Below are 20095 nucleotides of genomic sequence, written 5' to 3' on the forward strand. Positions count from 1 at the left end.
GTATATTTAGTATAACGAGATTTTTTTGTGAAATGAACAAAAAACCCCGAATAGGGTCACTTTTTAAAGTGTCCACTATTCGGGGTTCAGTTCACACTCTATGCTCCAGGTTTTTTTCTTATGGTCGTTTGTATTTTTACCATTGTTGTTTTTAAATTAAATCGAATCGGCATCTTAGAGAGTATTAAATTAACAATTAACAAATGCTACCCCATTATCATCACGACTTTTTTATACATTGTCGTTTCTGAAATAATGTCACAGTCACAAATGATAAAAGTTTTATCATCAGTTGCTGCACAATCTTTTGGTCAATACTTTGTGCTGATTACGCCATTAATCGGTGCGATAGGGGGTTTTTTAACGGGAAGTAATACAGCATCCAATACGATGTTTATTCGATTGCAAACAACAACAGCGCAACAAATCGGAATTTCCCCACTGCTAGCGGCTAGTGCTCAAAATGTGAGCTCATCTCTAATGACAATGGTCAATCCATCTAGAGTCGCACTTAGCTGCTCAGTTTGTCAAATCAGTGCATTGGAAAATAACGTTCAGAAGAAATTGACGCTCGTAGGTATCGGGACACTATTAATTTTAATCAATGAAATTGCAATAATAGTAATTTTCAATATTAGCTTTCATTAACAGTATCTTCTCTTAACGAAAATAGCGCTTCTAAGGAAAAGCTATCAAAGTAGGGTCACTGAAGTTTTTCAGTGACCCTACCTTTTAAGCACGTTTGTTGAAATAAGGAAGTTGCTCCACAAATGTCTTCGTATCCGCATCCCCATATTCATGAACTAGTGCATAAATTTTTTTTAATCGTAAATCAATTTCATCATTTTCTCTATCAAGATGATATTGGATATATGGCAATTGCGCACGCCACGCATTCGCAATCTCTAACATCTGCATTTGCTGAAATATTTTTTCAAATACATCTAATGCTTGTCGGTCTACATTGAGCTCAAAGTTCCACGGTCCTGCATATGGATTTGTATAATACGTTCTATTGGCAAGTGAAAAATATACACGCTGACGCTCCATCTCAAAACACTCCTTTTTCCATAGTATGGAGGTAAACGTGTTGTTTTATTCGCTGGAATGTCAAACTTCCTTCACAACTAAGTTAGATGATCTAATTTATAATAAGAAGTAAGGAATAAGGAACGGAGTGAATGCCATGAGTTTAATCACACTCTTAATTGTAGCAGCAATCATCGTTATTTTAGTAACGGTCGCGACTATTATTAGTGTCAATCGTGCGTATGCTTTTAAACATACAGTTGACGAAAAACCTCAGCAAAGCTTTCATCGAGATGATGACTAGTTCAATTTGTACATTTTTTTTAGCAATTCTTTTATAATATTATTATCAAGCAGAATTTGGAGTGAACGCAATGGGAGTACCATTACCAATAATCATTATGATCGCAATGATGATGCTTATGTTTGGCGTATCTGTCATTGTCCTGTTGAAGAAAAAAGGCAATTTCTTTACACAAACTATCGATGCTAAGCCTAAGCAATCCAACGCTCAACAAGAGGACAAAAAAATATGAAGTATCCCTTTATATGGCTCATTAAGTTTTACAGAAAATTTATATCACCCATGACACCGCCATCCTGTCGCTTCCATCCTACATGCTCCTCCTATGGACTAGAAGCTTTTCAAAAACACGGTGCCATTAAAGGATTCTATTTAACGATTAAACGTATATCAAAATGCCAACCATTCCATCCAGGTGGCTTTGATCCAGTACCTGAAAAATGGCCTTCGAAAAAGAATTAATCTTCGAAGGTCATTTTTTCTTGTGCTTTTTTAAGATGTACGTTATTATAGAAATTGTTCAAAAAACAAATCGTAATGATTACTATTAAAAAGAGGTATGCTATAAGATGAAAAAATTATTTTTGTTATTTTCAGTTGCAGTACTTGCCCTATTCACTGCTGCCTGTGGGGATAAATCAACGTCCAAACAGTCAGAGACAAAAGATAAATTAACAATTTACACGACTGTCTATCCATTAAGTTATTTTGCACAACGAATTGGTGGCGATTTTGTAGAGGTTTCTTCAATTTACCCTACCGGTGCCAATGAACACACATTTGAGCCAACACAAAAAGATATGATGAAATTAGCAGATGCTGATATATTTTTCTATATTGGCTTAGGGCTAGAGGGCTTTGTTGAAAATGCCAAAAAGACTCTAGCTAATGAAGATGTAACAATGGTGGCAACAGCAGATCAGATTTCAGATGAAAAATTAGCTATGAGTTCAGGTCACTCACATGATGATGAAGAGGAAGCACATCACGGTCATGAAGACGGTCATGAAGAGCATGATCATGGTAATGTAGATCCACATGTTTGGCTATCACCAACGATCAGTCAAGACTTAGCACTTTCCATTAAAAACACTTTAGTTGAAAAAATGCCAGAACAAAAAGCTACATTTACAGCTAACTACGAGACATTGGTAAAAGAACTACAAGATTTAGATAACGAATTTAAAGCAACGGCGGATAAAGCGCAAGAGAAAACATTCTTCGTATCACATGCAGCATTTGGCTATATCGCAGGACAATACGGCTTAAAGCAAGTACCAATAGCCGGTTTAAACTCGCAAAATGAACCTTCTCAAAAAGAACTTACAACGATTGTTGATAAAGCAAATGATTTGCATATTCACTACATTTTATTCGAGCAAAATGTCTCTTCTAAATTAGCCGAGGTTATCCAAAAAGAAGTTGGCGCGAAGTCTCTTGTCTTGCATAATTTAAGCGTTTTAACAACAGATGATGTGAAGAAAAATGAAACTTACTTCACCCTTATGAAGAAAAATATTCAAACCTTAAATACTGCCTTAAACGAACACAAATAAATGAGTAAGGAGGTGCCCCGAAAATCGTATGGGGACACCTCCTTTATTATGACGTACTTTTCTTGTGGCATTCGTTTTTCCGTTCTATCAATACTTATTAGCCCTTTTTTCTTATACATAGTATTTTGTATTATCTTTCGATTAGCCTTTAATTGGGCTATATTACTTTCTAAAATGATTGGTTCCCATTCATTTAGATGTACTTGAACACTCTTATCGCTTTTATTACCTTTCAAAAGCAGTGTAGGCTGTTCTATTAATGGCTTTACTAATTGTTTATTTTTACTTAAAACGGACAGCCCTCTATCAAAGGTAAACTGACTATCCATAATTGATTTTGTAAGAACTTCAATCTTACTTGTTTTTTGTAAATCGCTATAGGCTTCGCTTGTAGCAGCTGGGAAACTCAAATAGTCCCAAGAGTGATCTTTTGCTAATTGGCGATCAGAAACTAAAAAATAATTATAACGTACCTCTCCCTTATGATCAGGCAAAGGATCATCCCAAGTAACGTCGATATGATACCATGCATTATCAAGCTTTACTAAGACCCAGGCGTGTAGTTGCTCTCCTACTTTTCCTGGTACATATTGTACCTCAAAGCCTTGCATCTCTAGCATTCGATAAAGTACTAAAGCATATGCCTGACAAACTCCCTTTTTTTCTGTAAGCAATGTGTAGGGAGAATATGGACTTCCTTCCGTTTCCTTTGAATATTCAGCAGATAGAACGATAAAATCATGTGCAGCTTGTATTTTTTGCAATTCACTTAATCCATGCATAGGTGCAATAATATTCGCCAAAGTCTGTTCTACAAACACTTCCTCTTGCTGTGAAATATGATAGGTAAACTCAAATCTAATGACAATATTATTGGTATAGCCTTCATATTTCCATTTAAAACTAGAAATATTGGCGTAAATATATGGATCTTGAATAGCATGTTTAATAAGCTCTGATAGTTCATCTTTTATTTCAGTCGTTTTACCAGTATATCGAATGTCAAATTCAGTAGTTAATTGCATGACTTGTTTTTGAATTTGATATTGTAGGGATTCTATTGAATTGGCTGTTGTCGTGTTCTTTTGTTCATAGTTTGCGAATACTTGCACATGACTCATTTGTAGAACAAATAATATAATGAAAACATTATATATATATTTTCTCATATGAGTCATTCTCCTTTACTAAATAGTTTATGCCTGTCATTTCTTATTATGTTAATGAATGATTAATTTAATCCTAAAAGTTTACTAAAAATGAAAACAAAAAAAGAAGCCTTCTTATAATGAAGGCTTCCCTTTATAGTGTTGAAAAAACTATTATCTCAATTAAATTATGTATGGCTTTTTTGCAAAGCGAGAAGTTGATTTCCGTTCCGCCTGGGCGCTTTGTTGTTGCTGTCGCTACGCTTTCGCACAGAGCAAAGCTTCCTGAGGGCGTCCGATGATCCGCTTGGGCCAACATATGTTGGTAACACCTTCGTTCCCCTATCTGCTCGCTGCAGGGTCTCGGGCCAACAGATGTTTTTTGCGCGAAGGTGAAGCGACAGCAACAACAGCACCGATGTTGAACACGAATGCGTTATCACAGGATGTGATGGTTTTAGCCTTCGTTCCTCTATTGCTAATCCCCAAGGAGTCGCCTAGCCTCCACTCCAATCAACCAAGTCACATAGTATATTACTCTTATATAGTCATAAAACGAAACTTCATTTAGAGGGTTCGTCTGTGCAAAAATTAAGCACAACAGCATTTATAAAGATTCCCTTGATTATTTAGTTTTTCAACAACACATAAAAAGTAACCCTCTAACTAATGATAGTGGGTTCTCTTGACGGGGAGTTATTTTAAAAACCCATAAACTTTCGCATCACTTTTAGCAATACTTTTCTCATTCTATAAAAATAAACACATAAAAGAGCATCGATTTCCGATGCTCTTTTAGTAAAATTTATTACCTTCTTTTTGTTTCAGTAATTATAGGCTCATCATATGAAATAATATCTATAATATGGTTCAAACAAGGAATTTGATAGTGAACGAACTGCTTCTCGGGATTTATATCTTCAGCAATTGTTCCTGCTTTAATAAAATCCAAATATCTTGATTTAGAGTAAATTCTAAAAAGATTGCCCTCGGAAATTTCGTAATCATCCATTACAGTAAACGATTCATCAATAATGGAGTAAGCAACATATGTTTCAAAATCCAATTGCAGAATTGGTAGATTGTCATCAACATCAATTGGGGATGCTTCTATTTCAACCTTATCTGTAATTTTCACTAACTCTTTAGTATTGTTCACATTACACCTATCAATAAGTACCCGCAGTGAGTTTTCTTCTGGTTCAAACAATTTGTTTAAATATATATACCCTTTAAATTTCATCAAATCTTGAAAATTCAATACTTTACCCCCATTTCGAAAAACTATTTGAAATAAATTAAACATGTCAAACCTATAACGAAGGCTTCTTTATTAATCCATTAATTTTCTCCGAAGTAGTTTATTGGCGCCGTTTCGTGGGAGCTTGTCTGCAACAATAATCTCTTTAGGAAGCTTATATTTCGCAAGCTTCTTTTGACAAAATGCTTGTAATTGTTCTACCTGAACAAGTTCTTTTAATACAACAAAGGCGATTGGTACCTGTCCCCACTTATCATCATCAATGCCGCATACTCCCGCTTCTTTTACAGCAGGATGTGTAAGTAGCACATTTTCGATTTCAGCAGGATAAATGTTTTCGCCACCTGAAATAATTAAATCAGCCCGACGATCGATAACAAATAAATAACCATCTTCATCTATATAACCAATATCCCCAGTATGGAGCCAGCCATCAATCGTTGCATCTTTTTGAGCAAAACGACCAATGTACCCTGGTGTAACATGAGGACCACGTATGCAAATCTCTCCTTCACCATTATCATTCGGCTCAGCAATGCGCATTTGATTAAAAAATAATGGCTTTCCCGCAGAGCCAATTTTTTTAATCGCATCTTCATTTGCTAATGTTGCAGTTTGTGACGAAGTTTCAGTCATACCATACGTTTGTGCTACAGCTAAATGTAATGCTTGCGCTCTCTTTAAATAATCCACTGGCACAGGACCACCACCCGCTAGCATCATTTTAAATTTCGGTGAGGCTTGTGCATTTTTCTGTTCAAGAGTATGTAGAATCCTTTCCAATGTGACAGCGACTACCGACATATGTGTAACCTCGCCATCCATTATATTTTGTGAAATTGCTTCTGCATCAAATTGATCATATAAATGCACTTTATTTCCGTACAACAGTGAACGCACTAAAATAGAAAAGCCGCTAATATGAAAAAGTGGTACAGCACATAACCAAGTATCATCCGCATGCAAACCTATATTTAACACTGAGGCCGTTGCACTTGCCTGGTGATTTCCTACTGTTTGACAAACGCCCTTGGGAAAACCAGTCGTACCAGATGTGTACATAATCGATGTTGTTTGGTTTAAAGACCATTCTTTCGTAATATCAATAGCCGTTTCTGTACTTTTTTCTATAGTAGAAAATAAATAATTAGTCGTATGTGATGGTAATTTTTCTATATCCTCATCGGCAACTAATACTGCCATAGCTTCTGAATCCTCTAGCTGGTAAGCAATTTCATCTTGTGTTAGCCTACGATTTAGCATGACCATTTCACATTGTAAATGCATACATGCGTACATCATAATAACAAGTGAAGGCTTACTCGGCCCCATTATTGCAATACGGTCGCCTTGCTTAATATCCAGTGTTGTAAGTTGACGAGCACGTTTTAAAGATAAATCATTTAACTCTTGAAATGTCCAAGTCTGCCCATTATATGTTAAACCGTTTCGTAAAGGTGTTAAATACGCTCGCTGTAAAACCCAATTCAGATACATCTCGTTATTCCTCCAATTTGCCTTATCTTGCCATTTCATCGTAATATCCTTCAGTTGGATATGGAGTTCCATTACTCTGCCAAGTCTATCCGTCTTACCTATTTAGATATACAAAAAGCTCGTATCTCAGTAAGATACGAGCCGTTCATCGCTTCAGATCATCAAGGGAATCTTGGGAATTGACCGAAATCTGGTTGACGTTTTTCTTTAAATGCGTCACGACCTTCTTTAGCTTCATCTGTTGTGTAATAAAGAAGAGTAGCGTCGCCAGCCATTTGTTGAAGACCTGCTAAACCGTCTGTATCTGCGTTCATTGCTGCTTTTAAGAAGCGTAGAGCAGTTGGAGACATTTCTAGCATTTCTTCACACCATTGTACAGTTTCATCTTCTAATTGCTCATAAGGAACAACTGTGTTAACTAATCCCATATCAAGTGCTTGCTGTGCATCATATTGACGGCAAAGGTACCAAATTTCACGCGCCTTTTTATGACCAATAATACGTGCAAGATAGCCTGAGCCGTATCCAGCATCGAATGAACCAACTTTTGGTCCAGTTTGTCCAAAACGAGCGTTGTCAGCAGCAATTGTTAAGTCACAGACAACGTGTAATACGTGTCCTCCACCAATTGCATAACCTGCCACCATCGCTACTACAGGTTTTGGAATAACACGGATTAAACGTTGTAAATCAAGGACGTTTAGACGTGGGATTTCATCTTCACCAACATAGCCGCCATGACCGCGTACTTTTTGGTCTCCACCTGAACAGAAGGCATGTTCACCTTCACCAGTTAAAATGATAACTCCAACATTTTTGTCATCACGTGCACGTGAAAAAGCATCGATCATTTCCATTACCGTTTTTGGTCGGAACGCGTTGCGTACTTCTGGGCGGTTAATCGTAATTTTTGCGATACCGTTATAGAACTCATACTTAATGTCTTCATAAGTATGTAAACTTGTCCATTGACGTGTCATTGAATTGCCTCCTAATAATTAAATTCGTCTCGTTCAAATCGAGGCGAAAACGTAAAAATTTTATTACGTTCAATTATGCCTCGGCATAATTGCGTCTGGAATCGGCTTTGTGCAAGCACAAAAGAATTCCTTTCCGATTCCGTGGCTTTAAATTCTCTCATTGGTGTTGAAAGAAGTTAAATGTTCCTCTACTATTGTAGCAAACTCAGCGGGATTTTCCACATGAATTGCATGTCCAGCGTCATTTACTGTCGTATGCTTGGCATTTTTTAATAACGCTTTCATTTCTAGTGCTATTTTACAAAATTTCTCATCGAGTGATCCTGTAATTAAAAGCACAGGAAATTCAAGCTTCTCCAATACCATCCAATTTGGTGGTTGACTTCCTGTGCCAATGCCCCGTAAGCTACCTGCCAAGCCTTCCTCCTCCTGAGAAAGTCGTTCGAACCTAATCGCTTCTTGCACATCGTGTGGTAAACGCTTTTGAGATTCAAACAAAGGAATAGTCTCCCATGCATTAACAAATGATATCAAACCATTACTAATTATTTTTTCAGCGAGAGCGTTATCCCTCTCACAACGTTCAGATCGTTCCTTTGAAGTTCGTAAACCTGGCGAAGCACTTTCTAAAATTAGCTTTTCAATGCGTTCGGGGTAGGTGATTGCATACGATAATGCAACTCTTCCTCCCATTGAATAGCCTAACAGCGTAAATTTCTTAAGCTCTAACTGGAAAAAGACTTCCTCTAAATCTTGGATTTGCTCTTGCATAGAGAAACGACTAATTTGCTTGGGTATTGCCGTTTGACCATGACCAATTAAATCAATGGCAATAACTCGTACACTAGGTAGAGCTTTCGCTAAATTTCGCCATGTAGCCGTACTACCTGTAAAACCATGCAATGCAACGAGTGTTTGCTCCGCTTCTTCATTCCAGATGTCCACGCTCGTTTCAAGTCCACGAATCATTAGCTTTGCCATGCTTTTAGCCCCGCATTAATGCGATTCCACAGCGCCCGATGCGCATATACATTTTCCTCTCGGTTCGTGAAAATTTCGATTAAGCGCATTGGTCGTTTCTTCATAGTAGTGAACTTTACTGATAGCTCTGAAATATCGTCTACACGTATATAGTCCATTCCGTACATGTTGGCAATATCAAAGAATTCTAGGGCAGTCGGTGTACCGAACAAATCTTCATAATGTGCCTCGACTGTAGATTGTGGTAAATAAGAGAAAATACCGCCGCCATCATTATTCATAACGATAATTGTCAGGTTGCATTCCTGGTATCTTGAAGCAATTAACCCGTTGACATCATGTAAAAAGGCTAAATCGCCAATAAGTAAGTATGTTTCTCGGTTATTTCCTTGACTAAAGCCCATTGCTGTCGATACGACGCCATCAATACCGTTCGTTCCACGATTCGCAACAATACGGAGATCTTTTGGTGTCGCCATTAAAAACGTATCAATATCACGCACTGGCATACTGCTACTTACAAAAATATCACTACCATTAGGAATCATTTTGAGTAATCGACTTACCATTGCTCCCTCATCAATTGCACCATCAGAATAGTGTTCAATATACTCTAGTGCTATATCATTAGCATCTTGCCACTCAGCTAAATACGCTGCTTCTAGTACTGTTTCAGAGACTTCTAATTGCGTGAGCCACTCACCAATACTTGCATGAACAAAATGAGTAGACGCACCTGTAGCATCACGGAACATCGGATCTTCATCGACCACAATATAAGCATTTGGCTGCGATTTAGTAATAAATTGCATAATAAATTTAGAAACAGGCTGTGCTCCTAAACGTAGTACCGTATCTGGTTTAACTAATGCTTTAAAATCTTCGCTTTTCATAATTGCATCGTACGTTGTGATCATATATGGTAGACAATCCTCTGGGACAGACGAGCGCATATTAGATAAACTCTCGACAATGACCGGCCATTTTAATTGACGAACAAACTCCCACATCTTTGTTAAATCTGTACCAAGTGCTAGCTCACCAATAATAACAAAGCCTCTTTTAGTTGCACGTATAATCTCCGATAACTCTTGTTGAGTCGCCATGGAAGGTATTAACTGACCCATACTACTGTGCTTAAATGTCGCTTCTGGAAGTTCCTCTCGAAAATCAATCAACAAAGGTTCTCTAAACGGTACATTAATATGCACTGGTCCAAATGGGGCGCTCATTGCAATCGCTACCGCACGTGCGATATGGCGCTCGATAAACGGCAATGTTGGTGCTGCATCATCTGCCAACGGGAAATCCACGCTCCACTTGACATGGGAACCATATAAATTCGGCTGATTGATAGCCTGTGGTGCACCTACCTCTCGCAATTCATGTGGACGATCAGCTGTGATTACAATTAATGGTACACGGGCATAACTTGCTTCAACAATGGCAGGAAAATAGTTTGCCGCAGCTGTTCCCGATGTGCATAAAAGAACAACAGGTTTTGCTGTAGCCTTTGCAATTCCTAACGCAAAAAAGGCAGCAGATCGCTCATCAACCTGACGATACATATGGAGCTGTTTCGTTGAAGCAAATGCATAAGCTAAAGGTGTAGAACGTGAACCAGGGCTGACTACAACGTTTTCAACGCCAGCTTGCACTAGTGACGCTACCATTTTATAAACATAATCCGTTAACATTTCTCGTTCACTCATGTAATTGTCCTCCTAGCGCGCGAAGCATTGGACGGAATTTCACTAATGTTTCCTCATATTCAGATTGTGGCTCTGAATCTGCTACTATACCGCCACCAGCATATAAATAAGCCTTATCCTTAAGTAAAGCAGCCGAACGAATGGCCACTGCAAATTCCCCATTGCCTTCAGCATCTACCCAGCCAATTGGTGCGGCGTAAAGTCCACGATTCATCGGCTCATACTTACGTATAGCTGCCATTGCCTCTTTTCTTGGCACACCGCCTAAAGCTGGCGTTGGATGCAAAGACTTTGTCAGTTGTAATATAGTTGCCTCATTATTCAACTGACCTTCAACAGGTGTATATAAATGTTGTATATCTCTAATCTTTAGTAAGCGAGGGCTATCTGGTACTTTCATCTCGACACAATTTTTACGGAAAGTTTCCGCAATCATATCGACAACATATTGATGCTCGCCACCGTTTTTCGAATCATTTAATAAGCTTTGTCCATAAGCTTCATCTTCCTCTGCTGTCTTACCACGTTTAATAGAACCTGCCACACAAGATGAAAAGGCGCGGCCCTTTTCTACTTTTACAAGACGTTCAGGGGACGCACCAAAGAACAATAATTCTTGACGCTCTAAACCAAATAAATAGCTCTCTGGCTGCTCATGAATAATTTGTGATAGTACCTGTGGTGAAGAAACTTCTTCTTTAAATTGCAATGCTAGCGAGCGTGCAATAACAACTTTATCTGCCTTCTTTTGCTTAATCAATGCTGTTACTTGGTCAATCGACGCTAAATATGGTTCCTTATATGGCTCAAAATAGCTTGTGATTTCAGGCTTTGAATACGTTTTTACTTCTTTTACCTGCGCAGCATGAATTAAATGATCTCGCTCTTTACGTAACGCGTCAAACTGAGACTCTGCTTGCCCATCTTTTGATATAAGATGAATACTTACAAACGCTTTGTCATCACGTATGACAAGCTGATAAGTTGCGAGCGCAAAAAAAGCCTCTGGAAAGTCTGTCCACTCCCCAGCAACATTGTTTTGTGGATCGAATGTAAATCCGCCAAATAAAATTGGCTGTAGTTCACTTTGTCCCTTAACACAGTTTTTCGTTAAGCTTTTCCATTCAGCTTCTATTGCATCGTAGCGATCATTTTTGGCGTTATTTTGAATCGTATAGGCATGTCCTAGCCCTACTAAAGTCATTGTTTTTTCTCTATTTTGCCAATAAAATCGTTCACCTTTATAATGCTCCTCACCCGCCGCATAAAATGCGAGCGCCGATAAGCGACTTACTTCAATTGTTTCCATATAAAAATGAAGGCTTTGGCCCAAAGAGTCCACTTCTACTTCTGTGGCTTGGTACCACTTCTGTTGCATGAAAATTACCTCCGTTGTTGCAATGTACATAATGAATGACGCACGGTATGTTTTGTACTCGTTCTAACTTTCAATATAAATTTTAACTGCTTTGGCTTTTCTATAACACAAATTGAACAAACCTTTGCATAATAAAGTGAGCGTTTGTACTTTTACCACATCATATTTCTTTTGTTAAAATAGCTGTCATTTTATTTTGCTAGCCTATTCCTTGTACTGTTGCTATTATCTTAATTATTGTTTTCAGTTCATAAATGCATGTTCTATTGTATCATTTTTTTTATCTGAACTGTATGTAATAAGCTGTGAACCTATCCAATTTCTCATTCTTCGTATAAAATAAGAATAGTCTACAACATTTGAAGGAGAGAAAGACCTTATGACCAAAGTCATTGAAGCTGATAGGGGTTTTAAAGTTTGGTGGCATTTAACACGTCCACATACTTTAACCGCTTCATTCGTTCCAGTATTTTTAGGAACATCGATTGCCTTAGCAATTGAAAAACAAACAATCGATTATGGACTATTTTTTGCTATGCTCATTGCAAGTATGCTTATACAAGCAGCAACAAATATGTTCAATGAATATTACGATTACAAATTAGGACTAGACAATGAAAATTCTGTCGGTATCGGTGGAACGATTGTACGTCACGGTGTTCAACCAAAAACTATTATGATGATTGCCTTAAGCTTTTATGCAATCGCTATGCTGCTTGGCATTTACATATGTGCCTCTACCTCTTGGTGGCTTGCTGCCGTAGGGCTTGTTTGTATGCTGATCGGTTTTTTATATACTGGAGGACCTTACCCTATAGCCTATTCACCATTCGGAGAACTTGTATCTGGCGCTGTTATGGGAATGGGTATTGTCTTAATCGCCTTTTATATTCAAACACTTACAGTAACTTTTGATGCTGTTTTACTTTCAGTACCTAGTATGATTTTAGTTGGGGCGATCATGCTGTCCAACAATATTCGTGATATCGTTGGCGATACAGAAGGTGGTCGAAAAACGCTTGCTATTTTAGTAGGCCGAGACAATGCCATTTCTGTCCTATCTGGCTTTTTTATCATTTCGTACTTATGGGTAATCGCTCTTGTAGCAATTGACGGTATTACCTTTTGGGCTCTAATCATTTTCTTAAGTGTTCCAAAACCACTTCGTGCGATTCAAATTTTCCGCGATAAAAAAGAAGCTAAAGAAGTGATGCCTGCGATGAAATTTACAGCGCAAACAAATACATTCTTCGGCTTCCTCTTAGGAATCGGTTTATTAATTCAATATTTCTTTTATTAAGATGATCCATCATTAAAGATGCAGCAGCCTTAAAAGGTTGCTGCATCTTTTACATAGCGTCGAAAATTATTACTTGCAATACCGCAAACTTCTTCGATTGAAAAATGTTCACGTAATGCCTCTAACAAATTTTGCGCCTCTCCTGCGTGCGCTAATCCTTTGACAGTAACATCTATACCATCGAAGTCTGAACCTAGTCCAAGGTGCTCTACCCCTACTATATTCGCTAGATGCTTCACATGTGCTACTAAATCATCTATCATAGCATTGTCTCGGATAAAATTCGGGTAGTACACGACATGTATATGACCACCATGCTCGACAAGTGCTTTCGCCTGAGCATCCGATAAATTTCTAGGATGATCACAAATTGCACGTGCATTACTATGACTAGCAATTAGGTGCTTCGCTAGTGGCAAGACATCCCAAAAGCTCTGTTCATTTAAATGTGAGACATCGATAATAATGTCTCTCTCATTTAGCAAGTTTATAACTTCTTTACCAAATGATTTTAAACCAAGGCTTGCACCCTGTTCAGCACCGTGAGCTACAGCATTTTCTTCATTCCACGTTAGACCAACAAGCTTTACACCTGCATCTAATATGGCAGAAAGCTTTGCTAAATCTTCACCGATTGGACCACAGCCCTCTAAGCTTAAAATGGCTCCAACTTCATGCGGAGCTAAATTATCTAATTGGGACCAATCCGTAATATGCACCATGCCCTCAGTTTGTATTACATGTGTATGGAAGGCTTCAATTTGCCGCACCGCCTCTAAGAATTGCATGCTTTGCGGAATGTTAGGGTTTATAAAAATAGCAAATACTTGTGCCTTAACCCGCCCTAAATGTAATCTCTCTCTATTGGCATGCAAACGTACATCATCTTCAAATTTTGCCGCTTCTAAAGTTGTTAATTTCAATAGAGCATCACAGTGTAAATCAATTATATCCATATTCTCACCCCATACTGCTATTATACTGCCTGAGAGTGAAAATGCTTACTAACTTTTATCTTGTGGTGTATCGGAAGAGCCAAATTCCTCAAGTTCTATGAAATCATCCGATTTTGGGGTAGAAGTCAATACATCTTCCTCTACTGGCCTTAAATTATCTTCTTTGTGCTCCGCATGTTCAACACATGTCAATGCTTTCGGCATAGCTTCTAGGCGACCAATCGGAATCTCTTCACCACATACAGCACATTTACCATATGTACCGTCCTCCATCGCTTGTAGTGCAGCCTTTATTTCTTCAGCATCGTCACCACGGTGCTCATCAATCGCCATTTCCGTTAACTGATCCGTTAAATCACTTGCATTGTCAGCTGGATGATTATCATAATTAGATAGCTCTGTCGCTTGTGGACGCTCTGATTCCTCCAGTTGCTGTTCTATTTCCTGTAGCTCCTGCTCTAATTGCTTTTTCAATTTTTCCATTACTTGTGGGTTCAAAAAAATCTCCTCCTCATGCCTTCATTTTTTCCTAAATTAAAATTTCTAAAACATGAAAGCATAAGAAGGAATCACTTATTTTTTGTATAATTATTTTCATTTAGTAAATGTTTTTTGTAGCGAAAGCGAAACTGCTGCTATAATTACGTTAAAGTGAAATTGTGGATGGCATCATGTAAAAATTGCGCTGCTCCTTTAGCAACACGTTCATCGTAATAAGCTGAAAAGCGTTCATCCGCTACATACATCTGTGCTATACCTGCATGTGCTTCCTTAGAATATTGTGACCACGAAAATCTAAGCCAACGTTTATGAAGCTCTGCTACTTCCATTGCCACATCATTGTTTGTATCGCCGATTGCCATCGCTTCTTTTAAACGAGCAAATAATTGCTGTTCTAACTGCTGCATAGCCTCATACTGTTCCTCGGTCATATTCATTAGTTTCGCATTCGATGCATCAACCGTTTTGTCACCATATTTTGCACGAACTTCTTGCCCATATTGCTTTTCATTTTCCTCGATTAGCTTCTCTTTAAATCCATTAAATTTCTCTTCATTTGTCATTGGTTGTTCCTCCTCTATAGATTGAATGGTTTTTTCCACTGTTTGTAATATCTTATCCAACTGTTCCTTGCGTTTCAGTAAAGCCGTACGATGGGTTTTGAGTGCCTCTGTATGTTCAAATCCTGGCGATTGAATAATTTCCTTAATGGTTGCTAACTTCATATCTAATGCTCTATAAAATAAAATTTGCTGGAGCATATCAACTTCAAACTGTCCGTAAAATCGATAGCCCACCTCATTGGTTCTTGCTGGCTTCAGTAATCCAATTTCATCGTAATAGCGTAGTGTTCTTGTGCTAACTCCGGATAATTGAGCAAGCTCTTGAATCGTAAATTCCACACTGTTCACCCCCTCTACTACTACTGTAAATCTTTACGCAACGTTAAGGTCAAGAAAAAAAATAAAAAAATTTGCTCGTTACCATAACGTTGAATTAATTGTATAAGTCATTCAAATTTCAACCTTCAATACATGTGAATGAAAAAAGCAAACTATCACTAGTTTGCTCCTTCCTTCAATTAAATGTTTGCATATTTCCCATGCCACATAATATTTCTATAGTTCTCTACATCTGTGTCACCTTCAGTGTTAATAAACAATATACGAGAATTTTCATCTATTTGTAATGTATCTTTCAGTTCTATATATTTCTCATTCATCATCAACTCATAAAAACATCCAACCGGGGCAGCTCCCGATTCTCCAGCAATAATTCGTGCATCTGTTGCTAGTGGATTTCCAAGAATGCGCATACCTGTAGCGGCAATTTCCTCATCACAGCATATACTCACCTTCGTATAAGTCTTTAATAAATCCCAAGCTTGTGGATTCGGCTCACCACATGCAAGACCTGCCATAATGGTTTGCATCTCTCCACCAACCGTTACAAACTGCTCAGCTCCTGCTTTAAAGCTTTCATAATAGCAATTCGCTACAAAAGGCTCAACTAAGACAAATGTAATCTCTTGCTCATAGTATTGTTGTAAGAAAGCTACAACCGCACCTGCAAAAGATCCAACCCCAGCTTGTAAAAATACATGGGTAGGTGCTTTTTCCAACTGCAGGGCGACTTCTTTTATTAGTGTTGTATAGCCTTGCATAATCCATAACGGGATTTCCTCATAGCCTTCCCACATCGTATCCTGAATAACGACCCAGCCATTGTCTGTTGCTAGTTGTGATGTATAACGAACTGTATCATCATAATTCATTGTCGTTATTTCAGCATATGCACCTTCATTTTTAATATTTTGGAGGCGCTCCTCAGCACTACCTGCTGGCATATAAATGCGTGCTTTCAAACCAAGCTCTCTAGCAGCCCAAGCTACTCCACGACCATGATTGCCATCTGTCGTTGAAATAAATGTTAAGTCCCCTAGCTGCTCCTTTATTTCTGGTGATTTAAGCTGCTCAAACGATAGCTCATCAATATTCCTATCTAACTTTTTGGCAACGTACTGCCCAATTGCATAAACACTACCCAATACTTTGAATGCATTTAAGTCAAATCGATATGATTCATCTTTTACAAAAACACTTTGTACGCCAACTAGTGATGCAAAAGCATTTAAGCTTCGTAATGGTGTGCTTTCAAATTTCTCATATGTACGTTGAAATCTACCAACACGGTTTACTTGTTCTGGTGAAAAATGATGTAGAAAAGGTACTACTTGTTCTACGTTCTTCTGCATCAAATATTGTTGGTTGTCTGTCCATAATAATTTTTCCATCTTCATCCCCCTACTTTTGTTTCTATATTTATCTTAGCTTATAGCACTACAAAAAAATACTACAAGGCTGTTTTCGAAAAGATTATTGCTATAATAGTTTTCGATACTTTAAATCTACTGAGTTTGAGAGGTTAGAATATGATAAGAAATGAGAAAGAGTTGAAAACCAAGCTGAATCAGTTAATTAGTGATTCTGATTTCTTGCGTTTACAAGAATCTTTTGAAAAACAAAGCTTGTTTCAATTATTGGGTTTTGGACACCGCGAAACGATGCATAGTTCTTTTATCAGTTGGTTGCTTTCACCAACGTCTTCGTTAAATTTAGGGACGTTCCCGCTGAAGCGTTTTCTCTACTATATTTGCGAGGAGAATGTATCAAATGCGAAAACTGTTATTGATTTTGATTTAATCGAATCGGACTCACTCCAACTAGAGGAAATGAAAGTGGCAACTGAGGTATCGGAGTCTGCGGTCGATCCCGAGACAAACCAGGAATTACGGGCTCGATTTGATTTGTATTTGACGAACGATCTGGTAAAAATCATTGTGGAGAATAAGGTGTTGGCAAGAGAAAACAAAGACCAGACCGAAACCTATACGAAAATCTTAAAACAATTGGATGACTCGTATACATATGAATTAAAGGTCTTTTTGTCTCCAGATGCCACGGTAAAACCAAAATGTCCCGAGTTTATTCAAATTGATTATCAAGGGTTATATGATTTTGTCATAGTGCCTTGCTTGAATCACCCGAAAATTACAACGGCAAATAAAAATATTTTAGAGGAGTATATACATAATCTTCGTATGGTCTATAAAGGAGTGAATAAGCCGATGGCAAGAGTAAATGATGAGTTGTGTGTAGCAATATATGATAAGTATAAAGATGTATTAGATGAGATATTCGATGCGGTTAAAAATGAGACACCTGAAAAAAGGACGGCCAAAACGTCTTCTCCGATTCGTCAATCAAATATCTCTTGGAAAGAGTTGTATTCACGACTAAATGAAGACGAAAGAAATCTAGAAGCTACTTATGGAGGTGCCGTAAGAGAGGCAGAAATCGACCTAACAAGTGGCAAGGTCCTTTTTGAAGGAAAAGAATATAGTAGTCCTTCAGCCGCTGCCATTTCCGCAGTAAATTCCGTTAAAGGTGAAAATTACACAGAGCGTTACAATGGCTATGCATTGTGGAGTATAGTGTATCCAAATGGTGATAAGAAGAAACTGTCTGATGTACGTGATGATATCGCAGCATCTTTAGCTCAAGAGGAAGAGGATTAAGCTCCTTCAGAGCTACATATACATTACTATAAGTTATTAAAGAAATTATTGTAGTGATGTAGACTTAACTAAGTATTTTTCAAGATTATTTCGTATTCAAGTATTCCACAAAAAGGCACGATTGTTTAATAAGCATTGCTATTTTTCCTAAAACGGGGCTTTAGTTTTAAAAAAAGGCGGATTTTTTTCTACACATTTTGTAGATTAAATCTGCCTTTTTGTTTTAACAGCAACAATCTTTTGGAAAGCAGCTTACATAGAAAAAGAAAAATTCGAAACTTATTAATGAGATTCATCGTATATGTACTAGCATATTCAATTGGAGGTATAAAATGGATAGTACTAGTAGAATAGCGATAATTGGAGGAACAGGGAAAGTAGGAAGGCATATAGCAGCTCGTGCAATAGAAAAAGGATATCATGTTCGGATGCTTGTTAGAAATCCGGATAAGGTACTATATAAAAATGATAAAATTGAAATAGTGAAAGGACAGGTTCAAGAGATAGAAAGCATTCGAGAACTACTTAAAGATTGTCAAGTTGTTATTAATACATTTGGTCAACCACCTAAAGAGGAACCTATTTATAGTAAAGTTACAGCTACTATTTTTAATGTGATGAAAGATTTAAACATTAGTCGATATATAGGTGTTTCCGGTGGTTCTCTAACGATTAAAGAGGACAAAAAAAGCATGATGAATCGTTTTGGAGCAAAGATGTTTGAAGTTCTCTTTCCGAAAATGATGAAGGATAAAAAATTGGAATGGGAACTTTTATTAAATAGTAAACAGATCAAATGGACACTACTTAGATTACCGTTTGTAAAAGATAGCTTAACATCCAATCAGATAAAGGAAAATCTTACTGATATGCCTGGTACAAAAATTACGAATCAAGATATAGCCACTTTTATCATTGATCATATTGATAATGAAAAGTACGTGCACAAAACACCTTTTATATCCCATTAGGGTACTAGCAATAAAAAGACATGAAAAGTAACATGCTATTTTTATAGTGTATCTTAAAGACAAATAGTATTACATTCGCCACCTTTGGACCATTTGGAAATACAAAAAAATACAGTAGATGTAAATTACATCTACTGTATTTCAGTATGACCCGTACGGGATTCGAACCCGTGTTACCGCCGTGAAAGGGCGGTGTCTTAACCACTTGACCAACGGGCCAATGGCGGAGAAGGAGGGATTTGAACCCTCGCGCCGGTTACCCGACCTACACCCTTAGCAGGGGCGCCTCTTCAGCCTCTTGAGTACTTCCCCAAACAATGGCTCCGAAGGCAGGACTCGAACCTGCGACAACCTGATTAACAGTCAGGTGCTACTACCAACTGAGCTACTTCGGAATAATGGTGGGCCTAAATGGACTCGAACCATCGACCTCACGCTTATCAGGCGTGCGCTCTAACCAGCTGAGCTATAGGCCCTTAGATTGGAGCGGGTGATGAGAATCGAACTCACGACATCAGCTTGGAAGGCTGAGGTTTTACCATTAAACTACACCCGCATATGGTGGGTCAGGACGGAATCGAACCGCCGACACTTAGAGCTTCAATCTAATGCTCTACCAACTGAGCTACTGACCCATATTTTTAAAAAAAATGGCGGTCCCGACCGGGATCGAACCGGCGATCTCCTGCGTGACAGGCAGGCATGTTAACCGCTACACCACGGGACCATTTGGTTGCGGGGGCCGGATTTGAACCAACGACCTTCGGGTTATGAGCCCGACGAGCTACCACTGCTCCACCCCGCGTTAACAAAATATTCTTTTCGAGTTTTTCAAGCGCCATTTATAAAAAAACTGGAGGAGGTAGAGGGATTCGAACCCCCGCGCGGTGTTACCCGCCTGTCGGTTTTCAAGACCGATCCCTTCAGCCAGACTTGGGTATACC

General features: G+C 38.2%; 19 protein-coding genes, 8 tRNA genes and 1 pseudogene. 8 read left to right on the top strand and 20 right to left on the bottom strand.

The window, feature by feature from the left end; all coding sequences use genetic code 11:
* Positions 1-108: 108 nt before the first annotated feature.
* A pseudogene (locus ACQKN4_RS24530) lies at positions 109-648 on the top strand (L-lactate permease); the annotation flags it as partial.
* Between the two features lie 84 nt (positions 649-732).
* Here the strand turns inward: ACQKN4_RS24530 and ACQKN4_RS24535 are convergent.
* Positions 733-1050 (bottom strand): transposase, encoded by a 318-nt coding sequence (locus ACQKN4_RS24535; RefSeq protein WP_079561682.1) that lies wholly within the window; start codon positions 1048-1050, stop codon positions 733-735.
* A gap of 136 nt (positions 1051-1186) precedes the next feature.
* Between ACQKN4_RS24535 and ytzI the strand changes: the two genes are divergently transcribed.
* The 4 genes from ytzI to ACQKN4_RS24555 all read left to right on the top strand — a co-directional run bounded on the left by ytzI (position 1187) and on the right by ACQKN4_RS24555 (position 2889).
* Positions 1187-1333, top strand: a complete 147-nt coding sequence (ytzI, locus tag ACQKN4_RS24540) for a YtzI protein (protein ID WP_094075099.1) — start codon at positions 1187-1189, stop codon at positions 1331-1333.
* Positions 1334-1403: 70 nt separating this feature from the next.
* Positions 1404-1565, top strand: a complete 162-nt coding sequence (locus ACQKN4_RS24545; RefSeq protein WP_170938966.1) for a hypothetical protein — start codon at positions 1404-1406, stop codon at positions 1563-1565.
* On the top strand, positions 1562-1795 hold the full coding sequence (gene yidD / locus ACQKN4_RS24550) for a membrane protein insertion efficiency factor YidD (protein ID WP_053485074.1): 234 nt from the start codon (positions 1562-1564) through the stop codon (positions 1793-1795). Before ACQKN4_RS24545 ends, yidD begins: the two co-directional genes overlap by 4 nt.
* A gap of 107 nt (positions 1796-1902) precedes the next feature.
* Entirely contained in the window at positions 1903-2889 is a 987-nt protein-coding gene (locus ACQKN4_RS24555) for a metal ABC transporter solute-binding protein, Zn/Mn family (RefSeq protein ID WP_079561683.1), read from the top strand.
* On the opposite strand, the gene ACQKN4_RS24560 is transcribed toward ACQKN4_RS24555, so the two are convergent.
* The 7 genes from ACQKN4_RS24560 to ACQKN4_RS24590 all read right to left on the bottom strand — a co-directional run bounded on the left by ACQKN4_RS24560 (position 2853) and on the right by ACQKN4_RS24590 (position 11846).
* Positions 2853-4058: a transglutaminase domain-containing protein gene (locus tag ACQKN4_RS24560; protein WP_427485131.1), complete on the bottom strand. Its 1206-nt coding sequence runs from the start codon at positions 4056-4058 to the stop codon at positions 2853-2855. The two genes, ACQKN4_RS24555 and ACQKN4_RS24560, sit on opposite strands and share 37 nt — an antisense overlap.
* A gap of 787 nt (positions 4059-4845) precedes the next feature.
* Positions 4846-5298 carry a hypothetical protein gene (locus ACQKN4_RS24565; protein ID WP_427485132.1) on the bottom strand — a complete coding sequence of 151 codons (453 nt, stop codon included), beginning with the start codon at positions 5296-5298 and terminating at the stop codon, positions 4846-4848.
* Positions 5299-5370: 72 nt separating this feature from the next.
* Positions 5371-6795: an o-succinylbenzoate--CoA ligase gene (locus ACQKN4_RS24570; protein WP_427485133.1), complete on the bottom strand. Its 1425-nt coding sequence runs from the start codon at positions 6793-6795 to the stop codon at positions 5371-5373.
* Positions 6796-6956: 161 nt separating this feature from the next.
* Entirely contained in the window at positions 6957-7775 is an 819-nt protein-coding gene (menB, locus tag ACQKN4_RS24575; RefSeq protein WP_053485078.1) for a 1,4-dihydroxy-2-naphthoyl-CoA synthase, read from the bottom strand.
* 147 nt (positions 7776-7922) lie between these two features.
* Positions 7923-8756, bottom strand: coding sequence for a 2-succinyl-6-hydroxy-2,4-cyclohexadiene-1-carboxylate synthase (menH, locus tag ACQKN4_RS24580; protein WP_427485134.1), 834 nt, complete (start codon positions 8754-8756; stop codon positions 7923-7925).
* Entirely contained in the window at positions 8744-10468 is a 1725-nt protein-coding gene (gene menD / locus ACQKN4_RS24585) for a 2-succinyl-5-enolpyruvyl-6-hydroxy-3-cyclohexene-1-carboxylic-acid synthase (RefSeq protein ID WP_079561688.1), read from the bottom strand. The genes menH and menD overlap by 13 nt, the downstream gene beginning before the upstream one ends.
* Positions 10461-11846, bottom strand: a complete 1386-nt coding sequence (locus tag ACQKN4_RS24590; protein ID WP_079561689.1) for an isochorismate synthase — start codon at positions 11844-11846, stop codon at positions 10461-10463. Before ACQKN4_RS24590 ends, menD begins: the two co-directional genes overlap by 8 nt.
* Positions 11847-12225: 379 nt before the next feature.
* On the opposite strand from ACQKN4_RS24590, the gene ACQKN4_RS24595 reads away from it, so the two are divergent.
* Positions 12226-13146, top strand: coding sequence for a 1,4-dihydroxy-2-naphthoate polyprenyltransferase (locus tag ACQKN4_RS24595; RefSeq protein ID WP_079561690.1), 921 nt, complete (start codon positions 12226-12228; stop codon positions 13144-13146).
* A 29-nt stretch (positions 13147-13175) separates the two neighbouring features.
* Here the strand turns inward: ACQKN4_RS24595 and ACQKN4_RS24600 are convergent, their stop codons facing one another.
* The 4 genes from ACQKN4_RS24600 to dpaL form a co-directional block, all read right to left on the bottom strand.
* Positions 13176-14102 carry a dipeptidase gene (locus tag ACQKN4_RS24600; RefSeq protein WP_079561691.1) on the bottom strand — a complete coding sequence of 309 codons (927 nt, stop codon included), beginning with the start codon at positions 14100-14102 and terminating at the stop codon, positions 13176-13178.
* Positions 14103-14150: 48 nt separating this feature from the next.
* A complete protein-coding gene (locus ACQKN4_RS24605; protein WP_427485135.1) occupies positions 14151-14600 on the bottom strand; it encodes a TraR/DksA C4-type zinc finger protein in 450 nt (149 codons plus the stop codon).
* 143 nt (positions 14601-14743) lie between these two features.
* On the bottom strand, positions 14744-15505 hold the full coding sequence (locus ACQKN4_RS24610; RefSeq protein ID WP_427485136.1) for a MerR family transcriptional regulator: 762 nt from the start codon (positions 15503-15505) through the stop codon (positions 14744-14746).
* Positions 15506-15684: 179 nt separating this feature from the next.
* A complete protein-coding gene (gene dpaL / locus ACQKN4_RS24615) occupies positions 15685-16896 on the bottom strand; it encodes a diaminopropionate ammonia-lyase (RefSeq protein WP_427485137.1) in 1212 nt (403 codons plus the stop codon).
* Positions 16897-17034: 138 nt separating this feature from the next.
* Here dpaL and ACQKN4_RS24620 point away from each other — a divergent pair, with 138 nt between their 5' ends.
* Together ACQKN4_RS24620 and ACQKN4_RS24625 are read left to right on the top strand one after the other, a co-directional pair.
* Positions 17035-18180, top strand: a complete 1146-nt coding sequence (locus tag ACQKN4_RS24620; RefSeq protein WP_427485138.1) for a PD-(D/E)XK nuclease family protein — start codon at positions 17035-17037, stop codon at positions 18178-18180.
* Positions 18181-18512: 332 nt separating this feature from the next.
* Positions 18513-19151, top strand: a complete 639-nt coding sequence (locus ACQKN4_RS24625) for an NAD(P)-dependent oxidoreductase (protein WP_079561696.1) — start codon at positions 18513-18515, stop codon at positions 19149-19151.
* A gap of 147 nt (positions 19152-19298) precedes the next feature.
* On the opposite strand, the gene ACQKN4_RS24630 is transcribed toward ACQKN4_RS24625, so the two are convergent.
* The 8 genes from ACQKN4_RS24630 to ACQKN4_RS24665 form a co-directional block, all read right to left on the bottom strand.
* Positions 19299-19370 (bottom strand) — tRNA-Glu (locus tag ACQKN4_RS24630).
* 2 nt (positions 19371-19372) lie between these two features.
* Positions 19373-19463, bottom strand: a tRNA-Ser gene (locus ACQKN4_RS24635).
* Positions 19464-19469: 6 nt separating this feature from the next.
* Positions 19470-19546, bottom strand: a tRNA-Asn gene (locus ACQKN4_RS24640).
* 4 nt (positions 19547-19550) lie between these two features.
* Positions 19551-19627 (bottom strand) — tRNA-Ile (locus tag ACQKN4_RS24645).
* Between the two features lie 6 nt (positions 19628-19633).
* Positions 19634-19707, bottom strand: a tRNA-Gly gene (locus ACQKN4_RS24650).
* Between the two features lie 3 nt (positions 19708-19710).
* Positions 19711-19786 (bottom strand) — tRNA-Phe (locus ACQKN4_RS24655).
* Between the two features lie 16 nt (positions 19787-19802).
* Positions 19803-19878: transfer RNA gene (locus tag ACQKN4_RS24660), tRNA-Asp, on the bottom strand.
* Positions 19879-19881: 3 nt separating this feature from the next.
* Positions 19882-19956: transfer RNA gene (locus ACQKN4_RS24665), tRNA-Met, on the bottom strand.
* Positions 19957-20095: the final 139 nt, after the last annotated feature.

This window comes from Lysinibacillus sp. NPDC093692, from assembly GCF_050280125.1.
GTDB lineage: Bacteria > Bacillota > Bacilli > Bacillales_A > Planococcaceae > Lysinibacillus.

What these genes read in the sequence shown, in the direction of transcription:
- ytzI (WP_094075099.1), top strand. Translation starts at nt 1,187, where the DNA reads ATGAGTTTAATCACACTCTTAATTGTAGCAGCAATCATCGTTATTTTA.
- ACQKN4_RS24620 (WP_427485138.1), top strand. Translation starts at nt 17,035, where the DNA reads ATGATAAGAAATGAGAAAGAGTTGAAAACCAAGCTGAATCAGTTAATT.
- ACQKN4_RS24595 (WP_079561690.1), top strand. Translation starts at nt 12,226, where the DNA reads ATGACCAAAGTCATTGAAGCTGATAGGGGTTTTAAAGTTTGGTGGCAT.
- ACQKN4_RS24555 (WP_079561683.1), top strand. Translation starts at nt 1,903, where the DNA reads ATGAAAAAATTATTTTTGTTATTTTCAGTTGCAGTACTTGCCCTATTC.
- ACQKN4_RS24600 (WP_079561691.1), bottom strand. Translation starts at nt 14,102, where the DNA reads ATGGATATAATTGATTTACACTGTGATGCTCTATTGAAATTAACAACT.
- ACQKN4_RS24625 (WP_079561696.1), top strand. Translation starts at nt 18,513, where the DNA reads ATGGATAGTACTAGTAGAATAGCGATAATTGGAGGAACAGGGAAAGTA.
- yidD (WP_053485074.1), top strand. Translation starts at nt 1,562, where the DNA reads ATGAAGTATCCCTTTATATGGCTCATTAAGTTTTACAGAAAATTTATA.
- ACQKN4_RS24535 (WP_079561682.1), bottom strand. Translation starts at nt 1,050, where the DNA reads ATGGAGCGTCAGCGTGTATATTTTTCACTTGCCAATAGAACGTATTAT.
- menD (WP_079561688.1), bottom strand. Translation starts at nt 10,468, where the DNA reads ATGAGTGAACGAGAAATGTTAACGGATTATGTTTATAAAATGGTAGCG.
- menH (WP_427485134.1), bottom strand. Translation starts at nt 8,756, where the DNA reads ATGGCAAAGCTAATGATTCGTGGACTTGAAACGAGCGTGGACATCTGG.
- menB (WP_053485078.1), bottom strand. Translation starts at nt 7,775, where the DNA reads ATGACACGTCAATGGACAAGTTTACATACTTATGAAGACATTAAGTAT.
- dpaL (WP_427485137.1), bottom strand. Translation starts at nt 16,896, where the DNA reads ATGGAAAAATTATTATGGACAGACAACCAACAATATTTGATGCAGAAG.
- ACQKN4_RS24560 (WP_427485131.1), bottom strand. Translation starts at nt 4,058, where the DNA reads ATGAGAAAATATATATATAATGTTTTCATTATATTATTTGTTCTACAA.
- ACQKN4_RS24545 (WP_170938966.1), top strand. Translation starts at nt 1,404, where the DNA reads ATGGGAGTACCATTACCAATAATCATTATGATCGCAATGATGATGCTT.
- ACQKN4_RS24570 (WP_427485133.1), bottom strand. Translation starts at nt 6,795, where the DNA reads ATGTATCTGAATTGGGTTTTACAGCGAGCGTATTTAACACCTTTACGA.
- ACQKN4_RS24590 (WP_079561689.1), bottom strand. Translation starts at nt 11,846, where the DNA reads ATGCAACAGAAGTGGTACCAAGCCACAGAAGTAGAAGTGGACTCTTTG.